Raw genomic sequence first — 25271 nt, 5'->3', positions numbered from 1 at the left:
ACCCGTGACACAAGGGGGTATTGGGGGTCTTGCGGCCCGCCTACGACCGGGTCGCGTTCCCGCAGGAGCCGTCCGCGCCGCCGTCGGTGACCGGCTTCTGACGGTCGTACGGATCCGTGTCCGGCCCGTCGCCCCCGGCACGCGTGCCGAACTCGGGCGCGAAGTAACCGGTGAGATTGACCCCGCACCCCCCGTTGGTCATGTCCACCTTGTACGACAGGAGCGAGAAGGTCCCGGGCGCGGTCCGCACCTTCGCCGGGTCGTCCCAACTGGCCACGACCTCCCGCCGGACGATGGTCCGCTCGACCTCCCGGCTGTCGGGGTTCGCCCGGCGCACGGGATAGACGTACGTGACGTCGCTCGCCACCTCCACAGCCCCGCGCGGCCCCTCGCGCAGCCGCAGCTGCCCCCGCACCTTCACCACGTCCCCGGCGAGCCGCACCTTCTCCGGGTCGAACCGGCTGAACAGCAACAGCGGATCGTTCTGCGCATCCGGCGTGAGGAACGCCTTCCGCAGATAACGCGCGGTGTCCTCCTGCCGCGGATTGACGGACGCGATCGCCTTGTCGGGCCGCTTCCCGCGCAGGGTGTCGGCATCCAGATTGGCCGCGACGAGAAAATCCCGGGTCCTGTCGAGCGCCTGCTCCACCTGCGCCGCACTCATCCACCCGACGGCCTTCGCATTCGGTACGGAGATCCCGCGCACCCCGTCCTCCCACTGCGCGGCGGGCGACCCCCGGAACGGCTCCTCGACGGTGCCGCGCCCACCGCCTCCACCGGCCTGCGGGCCGTCCCCGCCGAACCACCCGGCGAGTGAGCCGGGCAGGAACGCCACCACCAGCAACGCGACCGCCGCCACCAGCACGAACACATGCCACACCCGGAACCGCCGTGCCCTGCCCGGCGTGTGCGCCCGCCACGGCACGGCCTGCTGCGGCTGCTCCTGCAACCGCCGCGTCACCATCCGCGCCCGCGCGGAGGGCTCCTTGGGCGCGTCCGGCACCCCGTTCACGGAGTCCCGGAGAAACCTCTCCCACTCCTCATCGGAAACCGACGACCCGTCATCCGTACCCGCACCCCTGCTCAACGCTGCTCCCCGCTGCGACTCAATCCCCGCTCCGGTTCCCCCCAGGGCGGCACACGGAATAATCACACAGGCCACATTCGCCCCCGCAGCCCCGTGTCAGTGCGGGTCCCTACGGTGCCCCCATGTTCCCGCTCCCCGCACCCGCCCCCCGCCCCTGAGGGAACCGAACCCCGGCCCCACGACCCGGGCCCGCCCTTCACCACCTGGCCGGGCCCGGCCCCGCCGTCCGTTCAGGCCGCCGTCGGCTTGAGGTCCAGCTCGCACCAGACCTCCTTGCCGACGGTCAACTGAGCGACGTCCCACCGCGCGGCCAGCATCGACACGATGACCAGCCCCCGCCCGAACTTCTCGTCGTCCGCCGCGGCCCGCGCCTCGGGCAGCCGCTCGCCCCGGGCGTCGGTGACCGCGATCCGGAGTGTGGCCGCGGTGAGCGTGAGGTGGACGCGGAAGAGCCGTCCCTGCACGGAGCCGTGCAGCAGGGCGTTGGTCGCCAGCTCGGACACCAGCAGGGCCGCGTCGCCCGCGGCCTCGGGCCGCCCCCATTCCCGTACGAGCCGGGCGACCCGGCGTCTGGCGAGGGGGATGCTGCGGGCGGTGGGGGTGTAGTCGAGCCGGTCTTCCTGGAGGACGGGTTCGGTCACCGTCACTCACCTCCCGGTGGGGGGCATGCGAAGCCCAACTGACCTCGCTGCGCGAGTAGTTCATGACCGACGGTAGCGTTACCGTCATCACGGATACAAGCTGCTTGGGGAGAAATCTCCCCGAGCGATTGTTCGTTCGACTGATTCGGGATCACACTGGCGCTTCGGTGAGAGAGGATCGGCTACGTGGAAGAGGATCAGGTTTCCCAGGACAATCGCGTATCGACCGTGCTGGGCCGCAGACTTGGCGGCGAACTGCTCAACTTGCGGTTGGCGGCCGAGCTGACCCAAGGGCAGGCCGCCAAGGCCATCAGCGCGTCCACGGCGAAGGTCGCCAAGATGGAGCGCGGTTGGGTCCCCATGCGCGACCCGGACATCCGCGTGCTCTGTGAGCTGTACGGCCTCGACTCGCCGGAGCGACTGGGCGGCCTCCTGGAACTAGCAAGGCTGGACAGGGAGCGCCGCAAGGCCAAGGGGTGGTGGGCCGACGCCCCCATGTCGCCGAAGATGCGGGAGTACGTCGGACTGGAGGCCGCCGCCACTTCCATCCGCGTGTGGCAACTGGCGCTGATTCCTGGCCTTTTCCAGACCGCCGACTACGTGTCCGCGCTACGCCGGGACGCAGTGCGTGAGTCGAAGCCGGAGGAGGATGCGGCCGTGGTTGCCTCCCGCCTGGAGCGGCAGCGCAGGTTGCACGAAGACCCGCCGCTGAGGTTCTGGGCGGTGATTCACGAAGCGGCGCTGCGCCATGTGGTCGGCGGTAGGGTCGTCATGCGTGCCCAACTCGAAAACCTGGCCCGCCTGTCCAGTAAGCCCAACATCACGATCCAGGTCATGCCCTTCAGCGCCGGAGCTCACCCCCTCATGTCCAACGCGTTCAACATCCTCTCGTTCGCGGAGGCCGGAGCCATGGACGTGGTCTATCAGGAGACGGTGTTCGCGAGGCTCTGGGTGGAGGGCGGGGACGGTGCTGCCGACTTCGTCGAGCTCTTCGACAGGGTTGCCGCCCGGGCTTTGAGCGAGACTAAGTCCCGCGACCTCATCAATGCCATCCACGAAGAACTGTGAGCCATGCCAGAACTGCACTTCCGCAAGTCCAGCTACAGCGACGCCCACGACGAGTGCGTGGAGGTGGCGCTGAACGTTCCGGCGACGGTCGCCGTCCGCGACTCCAAGGACCCGAACAGCCCCCTCGTCCTCCTCGCCCCCACCGCCTGGCAGGCGTTCGCCGAGTCGCTCAAGCAGTAGCCGCAGCCCGCAGCGGGAGGCAGGAGGGGCCTGGACCTCAGGCCCCGTAGGCCTCCCGCGTGAGCTCGTACACCCGTACCGGCGCACCGTGCCCCGGCACCTTCACGGCGAACATCCCGTGCCCGCGCGCCGCCCACTCGCCCCGCATCCGCGCCGGCCCCGCCGCGGTCTCCTCGCGCGTACGCACTGATCCGTCGCCGATGTAGCGCATGACCTCCGGGTCGGCGTTCAGTGCGGCGGGGGCGTCCAGGTCGTCGTCGCACAGGGGCCGCAACCGCAGCCGTGCGGTGAGCAATTCAGACATTCAGGCATCCTCACCGGCTTGGGGGGGGCTGAGCCCTCGGACCACGCCGTCCCGCATCCCCTCTCCCGCAGCGGGCGGGACACCCGTCAGGCCCTCAGGGTGCTGCGGCGGGACGCCGGGACCCGCCGCCCGAAGCGCGCCAGGCAGTGCCAGACCTTCTTCAGGTCCTGTTCGGCGTGGCGGCCCGACCGCAGGGCGTCGCCGATGAGCCCGGCGTGCAGTACGCCGTCGACCGCGAGCGACGCGCCCAGCTCCACGTACTCCGGGCCCCGGTAGTCCGCGTGCCGGCGCAGCTCCTCCACGTCCAGCTGGTACCCGGGGTGCCACTCCACCGCGCAGCCCAGCCGCCGCGCCGCCGACTCGACCGAAGTGCCCCGGTAGCAGGGGTCCAGGACCAGCGCCTCCACGTCCTGCGCCAGGCGGACCGGCCCGTGCACCTGCGCCTCGACGTAGTCGTCCAGTGCGTCCCGGCCTTCCGCGAGGGCCAGTTCGACCAGCCGCATCCGGTCCGCCACCCCGAAGTCCGTCGGCTCCAGATGGCTGTCGGGGTAGCAGAAGGTCGTCCGGGACAGGGTCTGCGCCGTCAGACGGAAGTACGCCGAGCCGAAGCGCGGCGCGGCCCCGTACGCGTCGGCGCGGAAGTTCAGCGCCCCGTACACCGGGCGGGCCTCCGCCGGTGCCTCGTCGTACGCCCCCGCGAAGATCCGGCTCTCCCACCGCCACCGGTCGCCGCCCGGATGTGCGGTCAGGCCCCCGTTGCTCGTACCCGTCACGAACTGCGAGCGGTACACACCGTCCGCCGCCAGCGCGTCCAGGATCGGCCGGCCCCGCGCCCACCGGTCGGGGTGGAAGTTGAGCGTCACGCGCAGGGACGTCTCCAGGGGCCCGCCGTTCGACAGTGCGGTGACATGGGCCAGGGCCCGTTCCTGAGGGGTCCGGGTCGGGGCCGTGGTCCGGTTCGAGTTCGGGATCATGCGTGCAGTCTCCCGCCCAACGCCCGCCGCCCGCATCCCGATTCCCCTCCCCGCACCCCTTCCCACCAGCACACCTCTACAGTGACCCCATGAGTGATCTCGGGGTGGGTTTCAAGTACTTGGCCAAGGGCCAGCGTTGGATGACGCAGCACGGACGCAGTTACGGGCTCGGGCTGCTGCCCGGTCTCGTCACGCTCGTCCTGTACGTCGGAGCCCTCGTCGGCCTCGTCGCCTGGTCGGACGACTTCGTCGCCTGGGCCACCCCCTTCGCCGACGGCTGGGGCGACACCTGGCTGACCCTCTTCCGGGGCGTGCTGCGAGTGCTCCTCTTCGCCCTCGCCCTCTTCCTCGCCGTGATCACCTTCACCGCGGTGACGCTGCTCGTCGGGCAGCCGTTCTACGAGGAGCTGTCGGAGCGGGTCGACAAGTCCCGCTCGCCCGACGGCACCGCCCCCGAGTCCGGGCTGCCGCTGATGCGCGAGCTGTGGATCTCGGCGCGGGACAGCATCCGAGTGCTGGTCAGGGTGCTGTTCTACGGGATCCTGCTCTTCGCGTGCGGGTTCATTCCGGTGGTCGGGCAGACGGTCGTCCCGGTGATCGGCTTCTGCGTCTCCGGCTTCTTCCTCACCGAGGAGCTGACCGCCGTCGCCCTCCAGCGGCGCGGCATCGAGCTGAAGGAGCGCCTCGCCCTGCTGCGGAGCCACCGCTCGATGGTCCTCGGCTTCGGCGTGCCGCTCACCCTCGCCTACCTGGTGCCGTTCGTCGCCGTCTTCCTGATGCCGGGCGCCGTCGCCGGTGCCACCCTCATGGCCCGCGACCTCCTCGACGAGCCCTCGATCGACGACGAGGACAGCGACGACGACGCCCAGAGCACCGCTACGACGTCCTGATCACCGGTACGTCCGCCACGGCCAGCCCCGGCCCGTCCGCCGGGGCCTCGGCCAGCACCCCGCCGTCCGCGTCCCACACCGCACTGCGCCCGCACCCCGTCCACGCCCCCGCCGGCCCCACGTGGTTCGCCAGCACCACCGGGAAGCCGAAGCCCTTCGCGAGGCCGGGATAGACCGTCGCCCTCTCCTCCTCGCCGCCCCCGACCCCGTACAGCGAACTGGCCAGCCACAGCCCGCACCCGTCCGCGACGGCCTCCTCGGCCAGCTCGGGGAAGTGGTTGTCGAAGCAGGTGGCCAGCGCGATCCGGACGCCGTCGAGGATGAAGCGGCCGGGGGCGGTGCCCGCCTCGAAGACCTCCCGCTCGCCCTCGAAGAGGCGCCGTTTCGCGTACGTCGTCACGGGCGAACCGTCCGTCCCGTACACGAAGCTGACCAGCCGCCCCTGCGAGGCGCAGTTCACGACGGCGGCCGTGCCCGTCTGGCGGCACGCTTCCCGCACGGGGGTCAGGCGGGGGTCGTCCGGCCCGCTCATCCACAGCTCGGGGGAGGCGGTCAGCAGCCCCAACTCGTAACCCGTGACGGTGAGTTCGGCGAAGACGGTCAGCCGCGCGCCGGACGCGGCGGCCTCCCGTACGAAGGAGGCCATGGTGGCGACGTTGGCGGTCACATCACCCGGAAGGGCGGAGAACTGGGCAGAAGCTATGCGCATGGACACCCAGTCTCGCAGGCCGCCTTCCCGTACCGCCTTCCAGTATCCGGAAAGGGGTTGATCAAGACCCCGGGCGGCGGCAGCATCACGTACATGACAGAAGTTCTCGCCGTCGCGCTGATCACCGTCCTCGCCGTCATCAGCCCGGGTGCTGACTTCGCGATGGTCGTCCGCAACAGTTATCTGTACGGGCGGACCACCGGCCTGCTGGGGGCCGCCGGTGTCGCGGCCGGTGTCCTCGTGCACGTCACGTACACCATGCTCGGCGTCGGCCTGCTGATCGCCTCCTCGACCGCGCTCTTCACCGCGATCAAGCTCCTCGGCGCCGCCTACCTCGTCTACATCGGCCTGCGCACCTTCTTCGCCCGCGCCGAACTCTCCGTCGACCTGGAGGGCAAGCGCGAGCTGTCGCCGCTGGGGGCGATGCGGGCCGGGTTCCTGACCAATGTGCTCAACCCGAAGACCACCCTGTTCGTCGTCTCGACGTTCACGCAGGTCGTCGGGCCCGACACGGCGCTGTGGCAGCAGGCCGGGTACGGGCTGTTCATGTCCGCCGCGCACTTCGGGTGGTTCGCGCTGGTGGCCCTCTTCTTCTCGGACGGACGGCTGCGCGCCGCCATGCTCCGCCGCCAGAAGGCCCTCAACCGGGGCATCGGCTCGGTGCTGGTGGGACTCGGGGTGACCTTGGGCCTGGCCCGCTGAGACCCGCGTCACTGAAGCCCCGGGCTACCGCGCCGCCGCCACCTTCAGCACCTCCCGCACCTGCGCCACGATGTCCGACCGGTTCTTCACGAACACCGGGTCGGTGATCTCCGTGGTGTTCGCCTTGTCGAACTCCAGCACCGGCGTGTGCAGATGGCCCCCGGGGATCTTCAGCCCCAGCCGGTCCCGCAGCAGCGTCGCCCGGTACGCGATCTCGTTCGACAGGTAGTCGCCGCCGCCCCCGGCCCGCGCCGCCGACCCCGGCGTGGGCCCGTCCGGCCGCACCACGGGACCGGTCTGGCCTGCGGGAATCTCCGTGACGGAGGTGTTGTCGTACACCGGGAACCGGCCCGTGCTCGCCTCCACGATCCTCTTGTACGGGAGGGACGTGCGCGTCCACTGGGGCTGCGAGGCGGGGTCCGCGACCGGGACCGGCCCGGTCCGGCCCACGTTCAGGTTGTCCCCGAAGCCGCCCCGCCACGCCCCGTTGAACCGCTCCACGTCGAAGCGGCCCGGCCGCCCCTGGCTGATGGTCGTGAACAGGTCCACCCCGCGCAGGTGCGGGCGCAGCGCCCGCTCCACCTCTCCGTCCGCGAAGTCGTCCCAGCGCACCGGGAAGACGGCGGTCTCGATACGGGCGAGCCGCCCGTCCGCGGTACGGATCACCGTGCCGTCCAGCGCCAGCGCGGTGGCCCCCGACGGATTGCCGATCCGGATGTCGCGGTCCAGCGTGAACGGGTCGAAGCCCGTCACCAGCACGCGCCGCAGCCCCTTCCCGGCGAATCGGATGCTGTCCTGCCCCCGCGAGGTCCGCTCCAGCCGCTCCACGAGCCGGTCCCTGTCCCGGCCGGACAGCCCGAACTCCGGTGCCCAGGAGCGCAGTTCGCGCGTCATGGCCAGCCGCGCCCAGTACAGCGGCCGGTCGTCGCCCCGGCTCAGATCGCCGCCCGCCGGGCCTCGCCCCTGCACCCGGTCCACGGCCCGCCGCCACAGCTGCGCCCCGTGCCGGTCCACGGCCTCCTGCGCCTTCCGGTACGACGACGCTCCGGCCAGCGCCTTCCCGAAGCGCGGCGCGAGAGCGTCGAACCCGCTGCGGTGCAGGATCTCCTGCGGGGCGGCCCGCTCCAGCCGGGCCTCCTCGACCGTGGGAGCGACGGCCGGGGCCGCCTGCGCATTGGCGGCCTGCGCACCGGCGGGCAGGGCCGCCGTACAGGCGAGGGCCGAGAGGACGGCCAGCGCGAGAGCGCCCCCGCCCGTCCGTGTGCTGCGTCGCATCCCGCGTCCTCCCGTAGAGCTCGACGTGCCGAGGCCCAGTATCGGAGTGCAACCTCTGCTGCGAAAGGGGGAGTTGAGACAGGAGGGTCAGCCGGACGAGCCCGAGGTGTCCGGGGCGGCCCCCAACGCAGTCCGCAACAGCTCCCGCACCTGCTTCACGATGTCCGCCCGGTTCTTCAGGAACACCGGATCCGTCAGCTCCGCCGTGTTCTTCGGGCCGAACTCCAGGACCGGCGTGTGCAGATGCCCGCCCGGGACGGAAAGCCCCAGCCGGTCGCGCAGCAGGGTCGCCCGGTAGGCGATCTCGTTCGACAGGTAGTCCCCGCCGCCGCCCGCCCAGGCCCGCGAGTCCCGCACCGGCCCGTCCTTGCGCGGAACCGGGTCGCCGCCGTCCTTCGCCGGGGCCTCCACCACGTGCGTGTTGTCCCGCACCGGGAAGCGGCCGGTCTTCACCGTCGTCAGGGTCTTGTACGGGAGCGAGGTCGTCGTCCACTGGGGCTGCGCGGTCGGGTCGTCGACCGGGGCCAGGCCCAGGCGGCTGACCTTGAGGTTGTCCGGCGCACCCCCGCGCCGGGCCCCGTTGTAGCGCTCCACGTCGAACTCGTCCGGCATGCCCTGGCTCACCGTCGCGAAGAGCGTCGCCTTCGGCAGGCGGGTGCGCAGGGCGCGTTCGACCGTACCGGCGGAGAAGTCGTCCCAGCGGACCGGGAAGAGGACCGTCTCGATGCGCGCCCGGCGCCCGTCGGGGGTGGTGATCTCGGTGCCGTCGAGGGCGAGGGCGGCGGCGCCCGAGGGGTTGGAGGTGCGGATCTCGTCGTCCAGGGTGAAGGGGTCGAAGCCCGTCATCACCACCCGGTCCCGGTCCAGGACGGCGGGCGGCTGCGCCTCCTGGTTGCGCGAGGTGCGCTCCAGCCGGTCCAGGAGCCGCACCCGGTCGTCGGGCGGCAGGGTGAAGTCCGGCTTCCAGGCGCGCAGTTCACGGCTCATCGCCAGTCGCGCCCAGTACAGCGGGCGGTCGTCGTCACGGGCCAGGTCGCCGCCCGGCAGACCCCTGCCCTGCACCCGGTCCACGGCCCGCCGCCACAGCGCGGTGCCGTGCCGGACGACCGCACGCTCGGCGGACTCGTACCCCGCCGACTCGCCCAGTTCCCGTACGAAATCGGGCGCGACCGCATCGAAACCGCTGCGCCGCAGCAGCTCCTGCGGGACCTTGCCGTCCAGGCGCTGCTCCTCGACCGTCGGGGAGGAGGCGGTCAGGACGGGGGCGGTCGGCGGTGCGGACGCGGCGGCCGGGGACGCCTTCGTGGCCGGGGGAGCGGCCTCCTCGGGAGGCTCGGCACAGCCGGCCAGGGCGATCAGCGGGACGGTCAACAGGGCACAGGTGCGGGCGAGTCCGGTGCGCATGACGGGTGGTGACCTCCGCGGGGAGAGCAGTGCTCCCGGGCCCCGCCCCTACTCCGGCCGCAGCAGGGTCAGGAAGTCCCGGAACGCCCCGGGCATGTCCACCGACCCGGGGTCCAGCAACCATTGGTACTGCAAGCCGTCCAGCACCGCCACCAGGAGCGGAGCCGCCTGCTCCGGTGTCAGCCCGCCGGGCAGCCGCTCCCCGTACTCCATGCGCAGCGCCGCCGCCATGCCCTCGCGCACCAGCGCGTACCGCTGGGTGAAGAACTCCTTCGCCGGGTGCTCGTCCGTGACGGACTCCCCGAGGAGGGCGGAGAAGGTCTGCACGATGCCGGGCCGCATCGCGTTGTACTCCACCAGCGAGGCCAGCAGGTCCATCCGCCAGGCCGCCGTGCTCAGGCCCGCCCCGCCGGTGTCCCACTGGTCGCGCTCGTCCAGGACGGCCACCAGCAGGGCCTCCTTGGTCGGGAAGTAGTGCAGCAGGCCCTGCTGGGTGAGCCCCACGCGCTCGGCGACGGAGGCCAGCGACGCACCCCGGTAGCCGCGCTCCGCGATCACTTCGAGGGCGGCGCGGAGGATCTCCGCCCGCCTCTCCTCACTCCTGGCCCTGGCCATCCCCGTACGTCCTTCCCCTGTGCATCCCCTGCGATCTTGCTGGTCAGGACGGTACGCCATGCCTTCACCGGCCCTCGGCGGGCGAGGAAAGCGCCCGCATATCACGAAAAGATAACGAACCCTACCGTCCTACAGGTAATCGGAGTATCTATGGGGACAACAGCAGATCTCAATGAGGAGGTACGGCCGTGGCAGGCGAGCCCACCACCCAGAACACCCGTGACGAGCAGCTCCGCGAGGACGTCGTCAGTGCCGCACTCGGCAAGCTCGACCTCGACGCCAAGGCCCGCCTCCTGGCCGGCCAGGACATGTGGTCCATCCCGGCCCTCCCCGAGATCGGCCTGAAGTCCCTGGTCTTCTCCGACGGCCCGATCGGCGTCCGCGGCGTGCGCTGGACCGCCGACGACCCGTCGATCGCGCTGCCCTCCCCGACCGCGCTCGCCGCCACCTGGGACCCGGAGCTGGCCCGCCGCGCCGGCCGTCTGCTCGCGCAGGAGGCCCGCCGCAAGGACGTGCACGTCCTCCTCGCCCCGACGGTCAACCTGCACCGCTCGCCGCTCGGCGGCCGCCACTTCGAGTGCTACTCCGAGGACCCGTACCTGACCGGCGAGATCGGCTCCGGCTACGTCAACGGCGTCCAGGACGGCGGCGTCGGCACCACGGTCAAGCACTTCGTCGGCAACGACGCGGAGACCGACCGCTTCACCGTCAACAACCTCATCGACCCGCGCCCGCTGCGCGAGCTCTACCTCGCCCCCTTCGAGGCGATCGTCGAGAACGCCCACCCGTGGGGCATCATGTGCGCCTACAACTCGGTCAACGGCACCACCATGTCCGAGCACCGCTACCTCCAGAACGAGGTGCTGCGCGGCGAGTGGGGCTTCGACGGTGCGATCGTCTCCGACTGGATGGCCGCCCGCTCCACCAAGGGCGACATCGAGGGCGGCCTCGACGTGGCGATGCCCGGCCCGCAGACCGTCTACGGCGAGGCCCTGGCCGGTGCCGTCCGCGCCGGTGAGGTCGAGGAGTCCGTCGTCGACGAGGCCGTCCGCAACGTCCTGCGCCTCGCCGCCCGCGTCGGCATCCTGGACGGCGCCCCGGCGGTCGTCACGGAGCTCCCCGCCGAGATCGACGGCCAGGCCGTCGCCCGCGAGGTCGCCCACCGCGCCATCGTCCTCGTACGCAACGAGGGCGACGTCCTCCCGCTCGCGTCCTCCGGCACGGTCGCCCTCTCCGGCGCCGCCGCCCGCGACGCCCGCGTCCTCGGCGGCGGCTCCGCCACCGTCTTCCCCGAGCGCATCGTCTCCCCGCTCGACGGCCTCACCGAGGCGCTTCCGGCCGGGGCCCTCACGTACTCCATCGGCGCCGACCCGAGCGACGAGCTCATGGTCGCCGACAAGGGCTTCGAGCTGCGCGCGATCTGCCGCGACGAGAACGGCGAGACCGTCGGCGAGGGCTCTCTCCCCAACGGCCAGGTTCAGTGGATCGGCAACGACCTCCCCGAGGGCGTCACCTACGACAACCTCCACACCATCGAGATCACCGGCACCTTCACCCCGCGCGAGACCGGCGAGCACATCTTCGGCACGCGCGGCCTCGGGCAGTTCACCCTGGCCGTCGGCGGCGAGACCTTCTACGACGACTTCCACGGCCCGCGCGAGGGCGCCGACCCGTTCGAGTCCTTCTTCGGCGCCCCCGAGGAGCGCGGCCGCACCCACCTCACCGAGGGCCGGCCGGTCACCGTCTCCCTCACCCACACCGTCCAGAAGAACACCGGCTCCCCGCTGACCGCCGTGATGTTCTCCCTCTCCCACCTCTCGCCGCAGCGCGACGCCGACGAGCTGATCGCCGAGGCAGTCGAGGCCGCCCGCGGCGCCGACACGGCCGTCGTGGTGGTCGCCACCACCGACCGCGTCGAGTCCGAGGGCTTCGACCGCACCGACCTCGCCCTCCCGGGCCGCCAGAACGACCTGGTCCGCGCCGTCGCAGCCGTCAACCCCCGCACGGTCGTCATCGTCAACTCCGGCTCCCCGGTCGAGATGCCCTGGCGCGAGGAGGTCTCCGCGATCCTCCTCACCTGGTTCCCGGGCCAGGAGGGCGGCGCGGCCCTCGCCGACGTCCTCCTCGGCGCCCAGGAGCCGGGCGGCCGCCTCCCCACCACCTGGCCGGTCTCCTTCTCCGACGTCCCCGTCACCCAGGTGACCCCGGTCGACGGCGAACTCCCGTACACCGAGGGCGTCTTCATCGGCTACCGTGCCTGGGAGAAGGCCGGGACCGCCCCCGCCTACTCCTTCGGCCACGGCCTCGGCTACACGACCTGGTCGTACGAGTCGGTCACGGTGTCCGGCACCACCGCCACGGTCCGCCTCACCAACACGGGCACCCGCCCCGGCCGCGAGGTCGTCCAGGCGTACGTCGCCCCGGCCGCCGACACGGTCGAGCGCCCGGCCCGCTGGCTGGCCGCCTTCGCCGGCGTGACGGCCGAGCCCGGCGAGACGGTCGAGGTCACCCTCGCCCTCCCGCGCCGCACCTTCGAGATCTGGGACGAGCCGGCCAACGGCTGGAAGCTGATCGAGGGCTCCTACGAACTCCAGGTCGGCCGCTCCATCGCCGACCGCCGGGTGAGCGCGACCCTGGAGGTCTGACCCACCGGGAAGGTCTGATTCACCGGGCCCGCAGCCCCGCACCCCACCAGGGGTGCGGGGCTGCGCCGCGCGGGCGCCACTTCAGGGGCCCTGACCGGGGCCTACCCGGGGGCCGTCACGCCCCGGTACGCGATCTCCGCCAACCGCCCCTGCCCGTCCACGCTCGGGTGGAACCAGTCCCACTGGCTCAGCTGGGTCCCGGTGAACGCGTAGTTGAAGACCGCCCCCTTGTCGAAGCGGCACTTCGCGTCCCGCCCGCACACGTCCTCCAGAGCGGAGTTGTACGCCACCACCCGCTCCCGCACCGCATCCCTGCGCGCCACCGCCCCCGCGTCCACCGCGTCCGCGTCGCCCAGCATCGACGGGCAGATCCCCAGCTTCCACACCTGCTTGCCGAGCGGATTGCCCCGGCCCTGCGACCACAGCCGCTTCAGGTCCGGCACGCTCGACACGTACACCTGCGTCTTCGGCAGCTCCTCCCGGAGCGCCTTCAGCGCCCGCTCGAACGACCGGCGGAAGTCCGCGACCGGTGTCATCCGGCCGACCGAGCTGCGGCACGCGTCGTTGGCCCCGGTCATCACGGTGACCAGTTCCGGCCGGTGCTCCGCCGCCCGTTCCATCTGCCGGGGCAGGTCGGAGATCCGCGACCCGGTCACCGCCAGGTTCCAGCTCCGCTCGGCCGCGCCGGAAGCGCCCAGCAGCCGAAGCGCCAGGCTGTTCACGGACGCGTTCGTACCGGTCGCCCAGGACGCCTCCGGGCAGTCCGCCAGCACCTCGCACGCGTCGAACCCGCGTGTTATCGAATCGCCGACGGCAACGAGAGAGGACGGCGACCGGTCCCACGTGGGGGTGGGTTTCGGGGTGGGCTTCGCGGCGGCCCGCTGCGAGGGGGAGCCGGGCTCCGCGCCCGCTCCGCCGCCGGAGCATCCGGCGACCAGTGCGACCAGGGCCGATGCCGCCGCGGCCCCGGCGCGCAGCCGCCGCGCAGGCCCCTTCGTACCGCTCTCCCGCATGTCCGTGATCCCTCCGCGCCGTACCCGTCCGGTGTACCCGGGGTGGAAAAGCCCGGAATCCTGCCACAAACCCGGTATTCTCCCCGCCCCCGGACCGACAGTACGTCACACCCCGGCGCGCGCCGCACGGTAGCTTTTCCCCACCGGATCCGCGCCGGACGGCGGCATGCCCCGCCCCATCGGCCCCGGTAAATTACATGACGTCACATACTGTCCCTTTTCAGGAGATTCACTCCCGATGCTGTTTACTGTTGACAACCTCGGGAGCCGGCCAGGCGCGTCACCTCGACCGCAGGGCGCAGGGAGTACGAGGCCGCAGGTGTTCGCGAACCTCGACCCACACAGCAGGAGGTCCCGGTGACGACACGTGGAGTTCTCTACGTCCACTCCGCGCCGCGCGCGATGTGTCCCCACGTCGAATGGGCGGTGGGTTCCGTCCTCGGTGTGCGCGTCGGACTCGACTGGATCAGGCAGCCGGCCGCGCCCGGTACCTGGAGATCCGAGTTCTCCTGGCAGGCCAAGGCGGGCACGGCCTCCAAGCTGGCCTCTGCCCTGCGCGGCTGGGACATGCTGCGCTTCGAGGTGACCGCCGAACCCTGCCCCACCGCCGAGGGCGAGCGCTACAGCTCCACCCCGGCGCTCGGCATCTTCCACGCGGTCACCGGCATGCACGGCGACATCCTCATCCCCGAGGACCGGCTGCGCGCCGCTCTCGCCCGCTCGGTGCGCGGCGAGAGCGACCTGGAGGCGGAGATCTCCAAGCTGCTCGGCAAGCCCTGGGACGACGAGCTGGAGCCCTTCCGGTACGCAGGTGAAGGCGCGCCCGTGCGCTGGCTCCACCAAGTCGTCTGACTCCACCGAGCCGTCCGACCTGCCCGCCCTTCCGTCTTCCGGTCCCGGGTGATCACTTGCGCCCGCACCGGTATAGATTCCGCCCACAGTTGAACGAGTTTTTACCTGTGGGGGGTACGAAGTGCGTGTGGGACAGGTGGTGGCCGGTGCCGCCGTCGTGGTGTCGGGGGGCCTGGTCGCGGCGGCGGTCAGGTTCCACGTCGAGGATTCCCGGCTGGAGCGGATCGAGGGCGCCTGCACCGGCGACAACTGTCTGCCCGGCTCCTCCTCCGTCGACGGCTGGGCCCATGCCTTCACGGTGTTCGGCGCGATCGCGCTGCTGATCACCGTGCTGGTCTTCATCGGCGTCGTCGCGCCGCCGCTCAAGGACCGCGACGGCAAGATCACCGGGCCCTCCCCGCACCGCAGGCGCGGCTGGATCGCCCTCCCGCTGGCGGTGGTGGGCCTCGCCGCGTTCCTGTGGCCCGCGGGCGCCTGGGCCGCCTCGCTGCCCGGCAAGGCCCGTTCGGTGGCCTGGTCCCTTCCGTACGAGAGCACCGGACCGGCGAACGGCGGCACCAGTTACGGCTCACGCAGCGTCCGGACGCTCCCGGCAGGCGGCAACTTCGTACGGATCACCCCGGACGCGTTCACCGCGTACTCCCTGGCCGACGGCCGCCGCCAGTGGCGCACTCCGGTGCCGCCGCGCCGGACGGTGTGCGGCACCGGACAGCGGGCCGCCGGTGACCTCGCCCTCGTCGGCCTCGCCCGCTTCGACCAGCCGTGCGACGAGCTGACGCTGGTCGACCTGGCCACCGGCAGGACCCGCTGGCAGCAGAAGCTCCGCTCCGACAAGTACGGTTCCGGCGACAAGACCGGCACCTTCGCCCTGGCGGGCCGCACCGCCGTCGCCCTAGAGGCCGGGCGGCTGCGGGCCTTCGACGCCGCCACCGGCAAGCCGGCCTGGACGCGCCCCCTCGGCGACAGGCTGCTGTGCAGGGCCGGTGCGCTGGACGCCTCCGCGGACCGCGTCCTGCTCATGGAGGAGTGCCGCAAGGACTACAGCACGGACGCCTCCGTCTCCCGGCTGATCGCCCTCGACGCCGGCAGCGGCAAACAGCTCTGGCGCACCACGCTGCCGGTGGAGTCGCGTGCGCTGACCGCCTGGTTCGCCTCCGCCTCGCCGCCGGTGCTGCGGATCAAGGAGATGGACGCGCGCGGGGTGGACGCCTTCTTGTCGTACGACGACAAGGGGCGCTCCCGCGCGGTCCTGAAGGTCTCCCGCCACACGAGCGGCAACGCGAACGCCAACTCCGAGACCGAGGGCCTCATCGGCCTGCCCGCGCAGGCCCGGGTGGTCGGCGACCGGCTGATCGCGGGGGCGATCACCCCGGGGGAGACCTCGGTGCGCTGGGTCGGCGCGTTCTCCCTGGCCGACGGAGGGCGGCAGTGGCTCAAGCGGCTGCCCGAGCCGGTCACGGCACTGCTTCCCGGCACCGACGGGCGGCTCAGCGTCCTGACCCGGGGGGACGACACGCCCTACCTGGCCGCGTACGACCTCCGCAACGGGCGCAGGCTCGCCGCCCCGCTCGGGGTCCTCGGCTCGCAGACCCCGAACCCGTCGTCGGCGACGCTGCTCCAGGGGCAGGGCACCTCCGTGGTCGTCGTCAACGAGGACGAACCCAACCGGTACAGCAGCGACAAGCGCATCTCCGCCCCCGTCCCGGTCTTCGCGGTGCGCTGAGCGGAATCGGACACGGCGAAGGCCCGCCCCCACGGGAGGGGGCGGGCCTTCGCGACGTACGGGAAACGATCAGACCGTGCGGAACGCCAGCACCACGTTGTGGCCGCCGAAGCCGAACGAGTTGTTGATCGCGGCGATCGTGCCCTCGGCCGGCAGCGCGCGCGGCTTGTCGCGGACGATGTCCGCGTCCGCCGCCTCCGGGTCGAGGTCGTCGACGTTGATGGTCGGCGGGGCCGTGCGGTGGTGCAGGGCGAGGACCGTTGCGACGGTCTCGATGCCGCCCGCGCCGCCGAGGAGGTGGCCGGTCATGGACTTGGTGGCGGAGACCGCGACGTGGTCCAGGTCGTCGCCCAGGACCTTGCGCAGCGCCTTGATCTCGGCGACGTCGCCCTGCGGGGTGGACGTCGCGTGCGCGTTCAGGTGCGCGATCTCGGACGGCTCCAGGCCCGTGGCGTCCAGCAGCTGCTGGAGGGCGGCGGCGATGCCGCGGCCGGTCGGCTCGGGCTGCGCGATGTGGTGGGCGTCGGAGGACAGGCCCTGGCCGATCGCCTCGCAGTACACCTTGGCGCCGCGGGCGGCGGCGTGCTCGGCGGACTCCAGGACGATGATTCCGGCGCCCTCGCCGAGGACGAAGCCGTCCCGGGCGGTGTCGTAGGGGCGCGAGGCCTTCTCGGGCTCGTCGTTGTTCTTCGACATCGCCATCATGTTGGCGAAGGCGGCGATCGGAAGCGGGTGGATGGTGGCTTCCGTACCACCGGCGATGACGACGTCGGCGCGGCCGGAGCGGATCATCTCGATCGCGTAGCCGACGGCCTCGGCGCCCGAGGCGCAGGCGCTGACCATGGAGTGCACGCCCGCCTGGGCGCCCATCTCCAGGCCGACGTTGGCCGAGGGGCCGTTCGGCATGAGCATGGGGACGGTGTGCGGGGAGACGCGGCGGACGCCCTTCTCCTTCAGCACGTCGTACTGGTCGAGCAGGGTGGTGATGCCGCCGATGCCGGAGGCGATGACCGTGCCCAGACGCTCGGGGGCGATCTTCTCGTCCTCGCCGGCCTTGGCGGTGAAGCCCGCGTCGGCCCACGCCTCGCGGGCGGCGATGACGGCGAACTGCGCGGAACGGTCCAGCTTGCGGGCGAGCGGCCGGGGCAGAACCTCGGACGGGTCGACCGCGGCCTGGGCGGCGATGCGCACCGGGAGGTCGGCGAAGCGCTCGCCCTCCAGGGGGCTCACGCCGCTGCGTCCGGCCAGCAGACCTTCCCAGGTCGATGCGGCGTCGCCACCCAGCGGTGTAGTTGCGCCGATACCGGTGACGACCACAGTGCGATTGGTCGGGCTCACAGGAATTCTTTCTCCACGTGTAGAGGGGGAATCTTTACGGCGCCACCGCCGGGTGGCGAGTGCAGCGCTACAGGAGGACAGCCCCGGTGAGGGGGCCACCCGTACCTGGCTACCGGCCTGATCAGGCCTGGTGCTCCAGGATGTACTTCGCGGCGTCGCCGACCGTCTTGAGGTTCTTGACGTCCTCGTCGGGGATCTTGACGTCGAAGCGCTCTTCGGCGGCGACGACGACCTCGACCATGGACAGCGAGTCGACGTCCAGGTCGTCGGTGAAGGACTTGTCCAGCTGGACGTCCTCGGTGGGGATGCCGGCGATCTCGTTGACGATCTCGGCGAGACCGGTGACGATCTCTTCCTGCGTGGCGGCCATGACGGCGCTCCTTCGGTTAAGGGTGAATCGGAGGGTTGGGCGGCAAACGGGTGGAAACCCGAAAACGCCCTAGGGGAGGGTAACGACAGTCGCGGCGTAGACGAGACCCGCCCCGAAGCCGATGACCAGGGCGGTGTCCCCGCTCTTGGCCTGTCCGGTGGCCAGAAGCCGCTCCATCGCGAGCGGGATCGAGGCTGCCGAGGTGTTGCCGGTGGTCTCGATGTCACGGGCGACCGTGACGTGCTCCGGCAGTTTGAGAGTCTTCACCATCGAGTCGATGATCCGCATGTTGGCCTGGTGCGGAATGAAGACGTCCAGGTCTTCCGGCGAGATCCCGGCGGCGTCCAGCGCCTGCTGGGCGACCTTCGCCATCTCGAAGACGGCCCAGCGGAAGACCGCCTGGCCCTCCTGCGTGATGGCCGGGAACTTGACCTCGCCGTTGCTGTCCAGCGGCATCTGGGAGACGTCGCCGACCTGCCACTTGTCCCAGGCGACGGTCTGCTTGATCGTCTCGGACTTGTCGCCCTCGCTGCCCCACACGGTCGGGCCGATGTGCGGCTCGTCCGAGGGGCCGACGACGACCGCGCCCGCGCCGTCGCCGAACAGGAAGGCCGTCGCGCGGTCCTCCAGGTCGGTGAGGTCGCTGAGCCGCTCCACGCCGATGACCAGCACGTACTCGGCGGAACCCTCCACCACCATGCCCTTGGCGAGGGTCAGGCCGTAGCCGAAGCCCGCGCACCCGGCGGAGATGTCGAACGCGGCGGGCTTGCCCGCGCCGATCCTGTCGGCGATCTCGGTGGCGACGGCCGGGGTCTGCTTGAAGTGCGAGACCGTCGAGACGATGACGGCGCCGATCTGCTCGGGGCTGATCCCGGCGTCGGCGATGGCCTTGCCGGACGCCTCGATCGACATCATCGCCACGGTCTCCGACTCACCGGCCCAGTGGCGGGTGGCGATGCCGGAGCGCGAGCGGATCCACTCGTCCGAGGAGTCGATCTTCTCGAGGATCACCTCGTTGGGCACCACCCGGGTCGGGCGGTAGCCGCCGACCCCGAGGATGCGCGCGTACGGGGCGCCCTTGCTGGGCTTGATCTTCGACATGTGGCTCGCTCCTTACGCGCTCGCGTGCTCGGCGAGGAGCGCGCGGGCCGCGTCGAGGTCGTCGGGGGTCTTGAGCGCGAGGGTCTTGACGCCCGGCAGGGCGCGCTTGGCCAGCCCGACCAGCGTGCCGCCGGGGCAGACCTCGATCATCGCGGTCGCGCCCAGCGTCTGGAAGGTCTCCATGCACAGGTCCCAGCGGACCGGGTTGGAGACCTGGCTGACCAGGCGGGAGACGACCTCGGAACCGGCGGCGACCACCTGGCCGTCGGCGTTGGAGACGTAGGCGAGCGAGGGGTCGGACACGTCGAGGTCCTGGGCGGCCTTGCCCAGCTCGGCGACGGCCGGAGCCATGTGCTCGGTGTGGAAGGCACCGGCCACCTTCAGGGCGACGACTCGGCGCACGCCCTCCGGCTTGTCGGCGTCCAGCGCGGCGAGCTGCTCGGCGGTGCCGGCGGCGACGATCTGGCCCGCGCCGTTGACGTTCGCCGGGGTCAGCCCGAGCTTCTTCAGGTGCGGGATCGTCACCTCGGGGTCGCCGCCCAGCAGGGCGGCCATGCCGGTCTCGGTGACGGCGGCGGCCTCGGCCATGCCGAGTCCACGCGTCCGTACGAAACGCAGTGCGGCCTCTTCGCCCAGCACACCGGCGAACGCGGCGGCGGTGATCTCACCGACGCTGTGTCCGGCGACGGCGCCGACGCAGGAGGTGTCGCCGAGCGCGGACGCCGAGAGGAGACCGGCGGCGACCAGCAGCGGCTGGGCGACGGCGGTGTCACGGATGGCGTCGGCGTCGGCCTTCGTGCCGTAGTGGACGAGGTCGAGACCGATGGCGTCGGACCAGGCCGCGACGCGGTCGGCCGCACCGGGAAGGTCGAGCCAGGGAGTCAGGAAGCCGGGCGTCTGAGCGCCTTGGCCGGGAGCGACGAGTACGAGCACCCTCACACTCTCTCTTGTGGGCGGCGTCTTCTGCCCGTGGGGACTGGGACGAAGAACCGACGGTCTCATTGTTTGTATCCGACAAAAGTCTAGGACGGCTGTTCGCCGTCGGCCAGGCGCCCCAGGATGAGGGCGATACGGAGCGTAAAGGCCGAGCGGACGTCGGAGGGGGACCAGCCGGTGACGTCCGTCACACGTCGCAGCCGGTAGCGCACGGTGTTGGGGTGCACGAAGAGCATCCGCGCGGCCCCTTCCAGGCTGCTCGCCTGCTCCAGATAAACGCTCAGCGTCTCCAGGAGGGCGGACCCGGCCTCCTCCAGCGGTCTGTAGATCTCCTCCACCAACTGCTCGCGCGCGGCAGGGTCGGAGGCGATCGCCCGCTCCGGCAGGAGATCGTCCGCCAGAACCGGCCTGGGGGCGTCCTGCCACGCCAGGCACGCCTTCAGCCCGGCGGCCGCGGCCTGCGCGGACCGGGTGGCGGCGAGGAGGTCCGGGACGACGGGCCCCGCGACGACGGGCCCGGCGGCGTACGGCCCGATCAGCGCCTTCGCGACCTGCAGCGGATTGTCGCTGCCGCCCGCGATGACGACCAGCCGCGAGCCGAGCACTCCGGTCAGCACCTGGAGCTTGGCGTGCCGGGCGGCCCGCCGGATCGCCTCCACGGTCAGCTCGGAGTCCCCGTCGGGCGCGGTGCCCAGCACCACGCACACGTGCTCCGGCGAATTCCAGCCGAGCGCGGCGGCCCGCGAGACGGCCCCTTCGTCGGCCTCCCCGGACAGCACCGCGTTCACGACGAGCGACTCAAGACGCGCGTCCCAGGCGCCCCGCGCCTCCGCCGCCTGCGCGTACACCTGGGCGGTCGCGAAGGCGATCTCCCGGGCGTACACCAGCAGCGCCTCGCGCAGCACGGACTCGTCACCCGGGGCGGCGACCTCCTCGATCGCCGACTCCATGACCTCGATGGTCGTACGGACCATCTCCACGGTCTGGCGCAGGGTGATCGCCCGGGTCAGCTCACGCGGAGCCGTCCCGAACACGTCGGTCGAGATCGCCTGCGGGGTCTCCGGATGCCGGAACCACTCGGTGAACGCGGCGATGCCGGCCTGCGCGACCAGGCCGATCCACGACCGGTTCTCGGGCGGCATCGCCCGGTACCAGGGCAGCGTCTCGTCCATGCGCGCGATGGCGCTCGCGGCGAGGGAGCCGGAGGACTGCTCCAGCCGCTTGAGCGTCGCGGAGTGCGGATGGGCGTCGTAGACGTCGTTCGCGGCGGCCGCTTCGGCCTCTGCCGCGGCCGCGGAGCCTGCCGCTTGCATTTCGGGATCGGATCGGGGCACGGGGACAAGACTGCCTTATCCGGCGACGGGCGTGTTCGGCAGGCTTGGGAGATCCCGCTCTGCGGACGTCGGCGCGGCCCTAGGCTGGCTCCGTGATTTCCGTACGACGCTCAGCAGACCGGTACCGGGGCGGCGACCCGGCCGCCGGGATCGAGTCCCTGCACGCCTTCTCCTTCGGGCACTTCTACGACCCGGACAACCTGCGCTTCGGCCCCGTCCTCGCCTGCAACGAGGAACGCCTCGCCCCCGGCGCGGGCTTCGACGAACACCCGCACAGCCACACCGAGATCGTCACCTGGGTCGTCGAGGGCAAGCTGACCCACCTCGACACCACCGGCCGCGCCACAGTCGTACGCCCCGGTGACGTGCAGCATCTGAGCGCGGCGGACGGCGTGCGCCACGTCGAGCGCAACGCGGGCCCGGACCCCCTGGTCTTCGTGCAGATGTGGCTGGCCCCGCTGACCCCGGGCGGCGACCCGGCGTACACGCTGACCCGGGACGCCACCGGTTACGCCCTTCCGGCGGCGGGCGCGACGCTCACCGTCCGCCGTCTCGCGGAGGGCGAGCGTGCGGACGTGCCCGGCACCGGCTATCTCCATGTCGTACGGGGAGAAGTGGCCCTGGGCGGGGACCGGCTGGCGGCGGGCGACTCGGCGCGGGTCGGGGGCGAGAGGGGGCTGGAGCTGGTGGCGGCCGACCCGGCCGAGGTGCTGGTGTGGGAGTTCCAGCAGGCTCAGTAGCCGCTGCCCGACGGCTCCTCGGCGTTGCGCCACACGGTCAGGTCGAGGGTGACGTAGTCGGCGGGCTCGGAGCCGCCGGAGCGGCCCCGGTAGGTGACCAGGGCGATGTGGCCCGACGGTGTGTGCACGCACAGCTGGGAGCCCTTGGACACCTGGCCGAGGGTGACGCGCTCGGTGAAGCGGGTCTCCTCGCGGCAGGTTTTGAGGGAGCCCTTCTGGGAGTTGTTGAGGAGGGAGACCTTCTCGCCGTTGCTGCCGAGGTAGCGCTCGTTGCTCCAGTAGTAGAAGTCGGCGTCGTCCTCGTAGGCGGCGTCGCCGGAGTGGATCGGCTTGGGCGGGGAGTCGGCGAAGCGGATGTAGTAGTCGTTGGTGAGGTGGACGCCCTGGTAGGTGACCGGCTTGGGGTCGGGGCGGGGGGTGCCGCCCCTGGCGTCGCCGGACGCGCTGCCCGCGCTGTCGTTCTTCTCGCTCAGCGCGGGGATGGCGGCGAACAGCGCCGCGCAGCCGCCGAGCCCGACCACGCCGAGGGCACCGAGCACAATGAGGGCGACGACACCGCCGTTCATCCTCTTCTTGGGCGGCGGGGCCCAAGAGCCGGGCGCGGTGTGCGAGTGCATCGGGTACGGGGCCGCCTGCAGGCTGTGCTGGGGACTTGTGGGGTACGAGGCCGGACCCGCCGGAGCCGGCTGTGCGGGATACGGGACCTGGGCGGGGGCCGCTGCGGGCGGCGGGGAAGTGGCCGGGGTCGCGGTGGCCGTCGGGGCGTGGTGGAGGGGCGGGGCGGGGGTCGCCGGGGTCGCGTTGAGCGAGGTGCGCATGGCGGCCCAGGCCTCGGTGCGGCGGTGGATGTCCTCCTCCATGGGCTCGGGCAGCCAACTGCCCTGCTGGGAAAGGGGAGTGGGGGAGGCCGCCCGGCACAGGTCGATGATCTCGGCGGGGTCGGGGCGGTCCGCCGGGTCCTTGGCGAGGCAGCGCGCCAGGAAGTCCAGCTCGGCCGGGAGCCCGGTCAGATCGGGCTCCTCGTGCACGATCCGGTACAGGACGGCGTGCGAATTGCCCTCCCCGTACGCGGAGTTGCCGAGTGCGGCGAACACCCCCACCTGCCCGAGCGCGAACACGTCCGACGCCGGGCCGACCTCCTTGCCCGCCGCCTGCTCCGGCGACATGAACGCCGGGGTCCCGACGGTGATCCCGGTCCCGGTGAGGGCGGTCGCGTCGGCGGCGCGTGCGATGCCGAAGTCGATGACGCGGGGCCCGTCCGAGGCGAGCAGCACGTTCGCGGGCTTCAGGTCGCGGTGCACGATCCCGGCCGCGTGGATGACCTTCAGCGCCTCCGCCATCCCGGCGAGCAGCCGCAGCACGGTGGCCGCCGGGAACCTCCCGTGCTCGGCGACCGCCACGGCCAGCGAGGGGCCCGGAACGTACGCCGTCGCAAGCCACGGCCGTACACCCTCGGTGTCGAAGTCGATGACAGGGGCCGTATACAGCCCCTGCACGCGCTGCGCCGCCTGCACCTCCGACCGGAACCGCTGCCGGAACCCCGGATCGTCACCCAGCTCCGGCCGGATCACCTTGACGGCGATCGGATGCCCGCCGGGCGTGTACGACAGGTACACCTGCCCCATGCCGCCCGCCCCGAGACGTGCGGCGATGCGGTAACCCGCCACCGTACGGGGGTCGTTGTCCTCCAGTGGGTGGAACTGCCCGCCCGTACCGCGCTCTTGCATCAGCTTTCCCACCCGTTGGACTGTGTGCCGGTCGTCGGGTGGGAGGGTATCGGACGGGGTGCGGGGCCGGTTCAGGCCTCGCGGCCCCGGCGCTTCTGGGCGCAGAGGCGGGCCAGGCCCACGAAGGCGGAGGACTGGAGGGCCAGGATGAAGGGCCGGTCCGACCACGGGACCGCGGTCAGCGGGACGACCGCGAGCGCGACGCACAACCAGAAGAGCCAGCGGTACATGACGTGCCGCCCCCTGTCGGGACTCAGGCGGTGCGCGCCTCGGCGAGCACCGCGTCGATGTACGGGGGCCAGACCTCCGCCGCCCACGGCCCGAAGGCCCGGTCGGCCAGGGCCACGATCGCCAGAGCGGCGTCCGGGTCGACCATTAGGAACGTACCCGACTGGCCGAAGTGGCCGAAAGTGCGGGGAGAGGCCGAACTGCCCGTCCAGTGCGGGGACTTGGAGTCGCGGATCTCGAAGCCCAGACCCCAGTCGTTGGGGTTCTGGTGGCCGAAGCCGGGGAGGACGCCCTTGGTGCCGGGGTAGTGGACGGTGAGGGTGGCCTCGGCGACCGTGCGCGGGTCGAGGAGGCGGGGGGCCTGGAGCTCGGCGGCGAACCGGGCCAGGTCGTCGACGGTGGAGACGCCGTCGCGGGCGGGCGAGCCGTCCATGGTGGTGGCGGTCATCCCGAGCGGCTCCAGGACCGCCTGGCGCAGGTACTCGCCGAAGGGGATGTCGGTGGCCTTGGCGATGTGGTCGCCGAGGGCGTCGAAACCGGCGTTGGAGTACAGGCGGCGGGCGCCGGGCTCGGAGGTCACGCGGGGTTCGTCGTAGGCGAGGCCGCTGGTGTGGGCGAGCAGGTGCCGGACGGTCGAGCCGGGCGGACCGGCCGGCTCGTCCAGCTCGATCGCCCCCTCCTCGTACGCCACGAGCGCCGCGTAGGCGCCGAGCGGCTTCGATACCGAGGCGAGGGGGAAACGGTGCGCCGTCGCCCCGTGCGCCGCGAGGACGGTGCCGTCCGCCCGGACGACGGCGGTGGCGGCGGTGGGCACCGGCCAGGACTCGATCATCGACACGCTCTGCATGCCCCGAGCGTAACCCTCACCCCCACCGCCCCGGCCTGCGGCCCGGTGCCGGGTCAGAGACGCAGCCGCATCTCCGGCTGCGGACGCCGGGTGAAGCCCAGCGCGGTGTAGAGGGGCTCCGCCTGCGCCGAGGCGCTCAGGCCGACCTGGAGCACGCCCCGGTCGCGGAACCAGGTCAGGAGTGCGTCCATGCAGGACCGGGCGTGCCCCAGACGCCTCGCCTCCGGGTCGGTCGCCACCGAGAAGACGTGGCCCCGTTCGCCCAGGGGCTCGCCCGGACCGCCGATGCGGTAGTCGACCGCGCCGACGGCGAGGGAGGCCAGGCGGCCGTCGCCGGCGGGGTGTTCGGTGACGAAGGCCGCGAAGTCACCGTCCGGGGCGGCGAGCCGCTTGCGCAGGCCCGGCAGGGCGCCCGCCTGCCAGTCCGTGGGGGCGCCTTCGCCCTCGCGCATCGAGTCCAGCATGATCTGCCGCAGCCGCAGGACTTCCGCCGCGTCCTCGGCCGTCGCGCGCCGTGCGACGGGTGGGGTTGCATGGTTCATGGGGGGCACCGTAGTGGCGCGCCCGG

General features: G+C 72.1%; 26 protein-coding genes. 8 read left to right on the top strand and 18 right to left on the bottom strand.

Annotated features, from left to right (window positions below; genetic code table 11):
• Positions 1-40: 40 nt before the first annotated feature.
• Positions 41-1012 (bottom strand): hypothetical protein, encoded by a 972-nt coding sequence (locus IE269_RS07945; protein ID WP_229898293.1) that lies wholly within the window; start codon positions 1010-1012, stop codon positions 41-43.
• 305 nt (positions 1013-1317) lie between these two features.
• The gene (locus IE269_RS07940) at positions 1318-1728 is read right to left on the bottom strand and encodes an ATP-binding protein (RefSeq protein WP_308436988.1); all 411 of its coding nucleotides are present in this window, start codon (positions 1726-1728) and stop codon (positions 1318-1320) included.
• Between the two features lie 186 nt (positions 1729-1914).
• Between IE269_RS07940 and IE269_RS07935 the strand changes: the two genes are divergently transcribed.
• On the top strand, positions 1915-2796 hold the full coding sequence (locus tag IE269_RS07935) for a helix-turn-helix domain-containing protein (protein WP_189822015.1): 882 nt from the start codon (positions 1915-1917) through the stop codon (positions 2794-2796).
• A 3-nt stretch (positions 2797-2799) separates the two neighbouring features.
• Positions 2800-2976, top strand: coding sequence for a DUF397 domain-containing protein (locus IE269_RS07930; RefSeq protein ID WP_189822014.1), 177 nt, complete (start codon positions 2800-2802; stop codon positions 2974-2976).
• Between the two features lie 37 nt (positions 2977-3013).
• Here IE269_RS07930 and IE269_RS07925 read toward each other — a convergent pair whose 3' ends face one another.
• Both IE269_RS07925 and IE269_RS07920 read right to left on the bottom strand, forming a co-directional pair.
• Positions 3014-3280 carry a GNAT family N-acetyltransferase gene (locus tag IE269_RS07925; protein WP_189822013.1) on the bottom strand — a complete coding sequence of 89 codons (267 nt, stop codon included), beginning with the start codon at positions 3278-3280 and terminating at the stop codon, positions 3014-3016.
• 86 nt (positions 3281-3366) lie between these two features.
• Positions 3367-4254, bottom strand: a complete 888-nt coding sequence (locus tag IE269_RS07920) for a DUF3626 domain-containing protein (RefSeq protein ID WP_189822012.1) — start codon at positions 4252-4254, stop codon at positions 3367-3369.
• 89 nt (positions 4255-4343) lie between these two features.
• On the opposite strand from IE269_RS07920, the gene IE269_RS07915 reads away from it, so the two are divergent.
• Complete coding sequence (locus IE269_RS07915) at positions 4344-5144, top strand: EI24 domain-containing protein (protein WP_189822011.1); 801 nt, start codon at positions 4344-4346, stop codon at positions 5142-5144.
• Here IE269_RS07915 and IE269_RS07910 read toward each other — a convergent pair.
• Positions 5131-5853 carry a carbon-nitrogen hydrolase family protein gene (locus IE269_RS07910; RefSeq protein WP_189822010.1) on the bottom strand — a complete coding sequence of 241 codons (723 nt, stop codon included), beginning with the start codon at positions 5851-5853 and terminating at the stop codon, positions 5131-5133. The two genes, IE269_RS07915 and IE269_RS07910, sit on opposite strands and share 14 nt — an antisense overlap.
• A gap of 93 nt (positions 5854-5946) precedes the next feature.
• On the opposite strand from IE269_RS07910, the gene IE269_RS07905 reads away from it, so the two are divergent.
• Complete coding sequence (locus IE269_RS07905; protein WP_189822009.1) at positions 5947-6555, top strand: LysE family transporter; 609 nt, start codon at positions 5947-5949, stop codon at positions 6553-6555.
• Positions 6556-6579: 24 nt separating this feature from the next.
• Here the strand turns inward: IE269_RS07905 and IE269_RS07900 are convergent, their stop codons facing one another.
• The 3 genes from IE269_RS07900 to IE269_RS07890 form a co-directional block, all read right to left on the bottom strand.
• Complete coding sequence (locus tag IE269_RS07900) at positions 6580-7830, bottom strand: pyroglutamyl-peptidase I (protein WP_189822008.1); 1251 nt, start codon at positions 7828-7830, stop codon at positions 6580-6582.
• An 87-nt stretch (positions 7831-7917) separates the two neighbouring features.
• The gene (locus IE269_RS07895; protein ID WP_229898292.1) at positions 7918-9234 is read right to left on the bottom strand and encodes a pyroglutamyl peptidase; all 1317 of its coding nucleotides are present in this window, start codon (positions 9232-9234) and stop codon (positions 7918-7920) included.
• 48 nt (positions 9235-9282) lie between these two features.
• Positions 9283-9849 carry a TetR/AcrR family transcriptional regulator gene (locus tag IE269_RS07890; protein ID WP_189822007.1) on the bottom strand — a complete coding sequence of 189 codons (567 nt, stop codon included), beginning with the start codon at positions 9847-9849 and terminating at the stop codon, positions 9283-9285.
• A gap of 188 nt (positions 9850-10037) precedes the next feature.
• On the opposite strand from IE269_RS07890, the gene IE269_RS07885 reads away from it, so the two are divergent.
• Entirely contained in the window at positions 10038-12494 is a 2457-nt protein-coding gene (locus IE269_RS07885; protein WP_229898291.1) for a glycoside hydrolase family 3 protein, read from the top strand.
• Positions 12495-12595: 101 nt separating this feature from the next.
• On the opposite strand, the gene IE269_RS07880 is transcribed toward IE269_RS07885, so the two are convergent.
• Complete coding sequence (locus IE269_RS07880) at positions 12596-13507, bottom strand: SGNH/GDSL hydrolase family protein (RefSeq protein WP_189822006.1); 912 nt, start codon at positions 13505-13507, stop codon at positions 12596-12598.
• A 357-nt stretch (positions 13508-13864) separates the two neighbouring features.
• Here IE269_RS07880 and IE269_RS07875 point away from each other — a divergent pair, with 357 nt between their 5' ends.
• Both IE269_RS07875 and IE269_RS07870 read left to right on the top strand, forming a co-directional pair.
• Positions 13865-14359: a DUF3145 domain-containing protein gene (locus tag IE269_RS07875; RefSeq protein WP_189822005.1), complete on the top strand. Its 495-nt coding sequence runs from the start codon at positions 13865-13867 to the stop codon at positions 14357-14359.
• Positions 14360-14486: 127 nt separating this feature from the next.
• The gene (locus IE269_RS07870) at positions 14487-16082 is read left to right on the top strand and encodes an outer membrane protein assembly factor BamB family protein (protein ID WP_189822004.1); all 1596 of its coding nucleotides are present in this window, start codon (positions 14487-14489) and stop codon (positions 16080-16082) included.
• A gap of 69 nt (positions 16083-16151) precedes the next feature.
• On the opposite strand, the gene fabF is transcribed toward IE269_RS07870, so the two are convergent.
• The 5 genes from fabF to fasR all read right to left on the bottom strand — a co-directional run bounded on the left by fabF (position 16152) and on the right by fasR (position 21161).
• Positions 16152-17420: a beta-ketoacyl-ACP synthase II gene (gene fabF, locus IE269_RS07865; RefSeq protein WP_189822003.1), complete on the bottom strand. Its 1269-nt coding sequence runs from the start codon at positions 17418-17420 to the stop codon at positions 16152-16154.
• 121 nt (positions 17421-17541) lie between these two features.
• Entirely contained in the window at positions 17542-17790 is a 249-nt protein-coding gene (locus IE269_RS07860; protein WP_189822002.1) for an acyl carrier protein, read from the bottom strand.
• Between the two features lie 69 nt (positions 17791-17859).
• Positions 17860-18891 carry a ketoacyl-ACP synthase III gene (locus IE269_RS07855; RefSeq protein ID WP_189822001.1) on the bottom strand — a complete coding sequence of 344 codons (1032 nt, stop codon included), beginning with the start codon at positions 18889-18891 and terminating at the stop codon, positions 17860-17862.
• 12 nt (positions 18892-18903) lie between these two features.
• Positions 18904-19824: an ACP S-malonyltransferase gene (locus tag IE269_RS07850; RefSeq protein ID WP_189822000.1), complete on the bottom strand. Its 921-nt coding sequence runs from the start codon at positions 19822-19824 to the stop codon at positions 18904-18906.
• An 89-nt stretch (positions 19825-19913) separates the two neighbouring features.
• Positions 19914-21161 (bottom strand): fatty acid biosynthesis transcriptional regulator FasR, encoded by a 1248-nt coding sequence (gene fasR / locus IE269_RS07845; RefSeq protein ID WP_438817640.1) that lies wholly within the window; start codon positions 21159-21161, stop codon positions 19914-19916.
• Positions 21162-21253: 92 nt separating this feature from the next.
• On the opposite strand from fasR, the gene IE269_RS07840 reads away from it, so the two are divergent.
• Positions 21254-21901 (top strand): pirin family protein, encoded by a 648-nt coding sequence (locus tag IE269_RS07840; protein ID WP_189821998.1) that lies wholly within the window; start codon positions 21254-21256, stop codon positions 21899-21901.
• On the opposite strand, the gene IE269_RS07835 is transcribed toward IE269_RS07840, so the two are convergent.
• From IE269_RS07835 to IE269_RS07820, 4 genes are read right to left on the bottom strand one after another with little or no spacing between them, the layout of a single operon-like run.
• Complete coding sequence (locus IE269_RS07835) at positions 21895-23640, bottom strand: serine/threonine-protein kinase (RefSeq protein ID WP_474200924.1); 1746 nt, start codon at positions 23638-23640, stop codon at positions 21895-21897. The two genes, IE269_RS07840 and IE269_RS07835, sit on opposite strands and share 7 nt — an antisense overlap.
• A gap of 59 nt (positions 23641-23699) precedes the next feature.
• The gene (locus IE269_RS07830) at positions 23700-23858 is read right to left on the bottom strand and encodes a hypothetical protein (RefSeq protein ID WP_189821997.1); all 159 of its coding nucleotides are present in this window, start codon (positions 23856-23858) and stop codon (positions 23700-23702) included.
• A gap of 23 nt (positions 23859-23881) precedes the next feature.
• Entirely contained in the window at positions 23882-24703 is an 822-nt protein-coding gene (locus IE269_RS07825) for a serine hydrolase domain-containing protein (RefSeq protein WP_189821996.1), read from the bottom strand.
• Positions 24704-24756: 53 nt separating this feature from the next.
• Entirely contained in the window at positions 24757-25245 is a 489-nt protein-coding gene (locus IE269_RS07820) for a GNAT family N-acetyltransferase (protein WP_189821995.1), read from the bottom strand.
• Positions 25246-25271 lie beyond the last annotated feature (26 nt).

Origin of the sequence: Streptomyces spiroverticillatus (assembly GCA_014650415.1) — a bacterium.
In the GTDB taxonomy this organism is placed as follows: Bacteria; Actinomycetota; Actinomycetes; order Streptomycetales; family Streptomycetaceae; genus Streptomyces; species Streptomyces spiroverticillatus.
Note: the sequence above shows the minus strand (reverse complement) of the source record. Positions and strands in the feature narration are given on the sequence as shown.

Coding starts and splice junctions, on each gene's coding strand:
- IE269_RS07930 (WP_189822014.1), top strand. CDS start 2,800: ATGCCAGAACTGCACTTCCGCAAGTCCAGCTACAGCGACGCCCACGAC.
- IE269_RS07925 (WP_189822013.1), bottom strand. CDS start 3,280: ATGTCTGAATTGCTCACCGCACGGCTGCGGTTGCGGCCCCTGTGCGAC.
- IE269_RS07920 (WP_189822012.1), bottom strand. CDS start 4,254: ATGATCCCGAACTCGAACCGGACCACGGCCCCGACCCGGACCCCTCAG.
- IE269_RS07915 (WP_189822011.1), top strand. CDS start 4,344: ATGAGTGATCTCGGGGTGGGTTTCAAGTACTTGGCCAAGGGCCAGCGT.
- IE269_RS07910 (WP_189822010.1), bottom strand. CDS start 5,853: ATGCGCATAGCTTCTGCCCAGTTCTCCGCCCTTCCGGGTGATGTGACC.
- IE269_RS07905 (WP_189822009.1), top strand. CDS start 5,947: ATGACAGAAGTTCTCGCCGTCGCGCTGATCACCGTCCTCGCCGTCATC.
- IE269_RS07900 (WP_189822008.1), bottom strand. CDS start 7,830: ATGCGACGCAGCACACGGACGGGCGGGGGCGCTCTCGCGCTGGCCGTC.
- IE269_RS07895 (WP_229898292.1), bottom strand. CDS start 9,234: ATGCGCACCGGACTCGCCCGCACCTGTGCCCTGTTGACCGTCCCGCTG.
- IE269_RS07890 (WP_189822007.1), bottom strand. CDS start 9,849: ATGGCCAGGGCCAGGAGTGAGGAGAGGCGGGCGGAGATCCTCCGCGCC.
- IE269_RS07880 (WP_189822006.1), bottom strand. CDS start 13,507: ATGCGGGAGAGCGGTACGAAGGGGCCTGCGCGGCGGCTGCGCGCCGGG.
- IE269_RS07860 (WP_189822002.1), bottom strand. CDS start 17,790: ATGGCCGCCACGCAGGAAGAGATCGTCACCGGTCTCGCCGAGATCGTC.
- IE269_RS07855 (WP_189822001.1), bottom strand. CDS start 18,891: ATGTCGAAGATCAAGCCCAGCAAGGGCGCCCCGTACGCGCGCATCCTC.
- IE269_RS07830 (WP_189821997.1), bottom strand. CDS start 23,858: ATGTACCGCTGGCTCTTCTGGTTGTGCGTCGCGCTCGCGGTCGTCCCG.
- IE269_RS07825 (WP_189821996.1), bottom strand. CDS start 24,703: ATGCAGAGCGTGTCGATGATCGAGTCCTGGCCGGTGCCCACCGCCGCC.
- IE269_RS07820 (WP_189821995.1), bottom strand. CDS start 25,245: ATGAACCATGCAACCCCACCCGTCGCACGGCGCGCGACGGCCGAGGAC.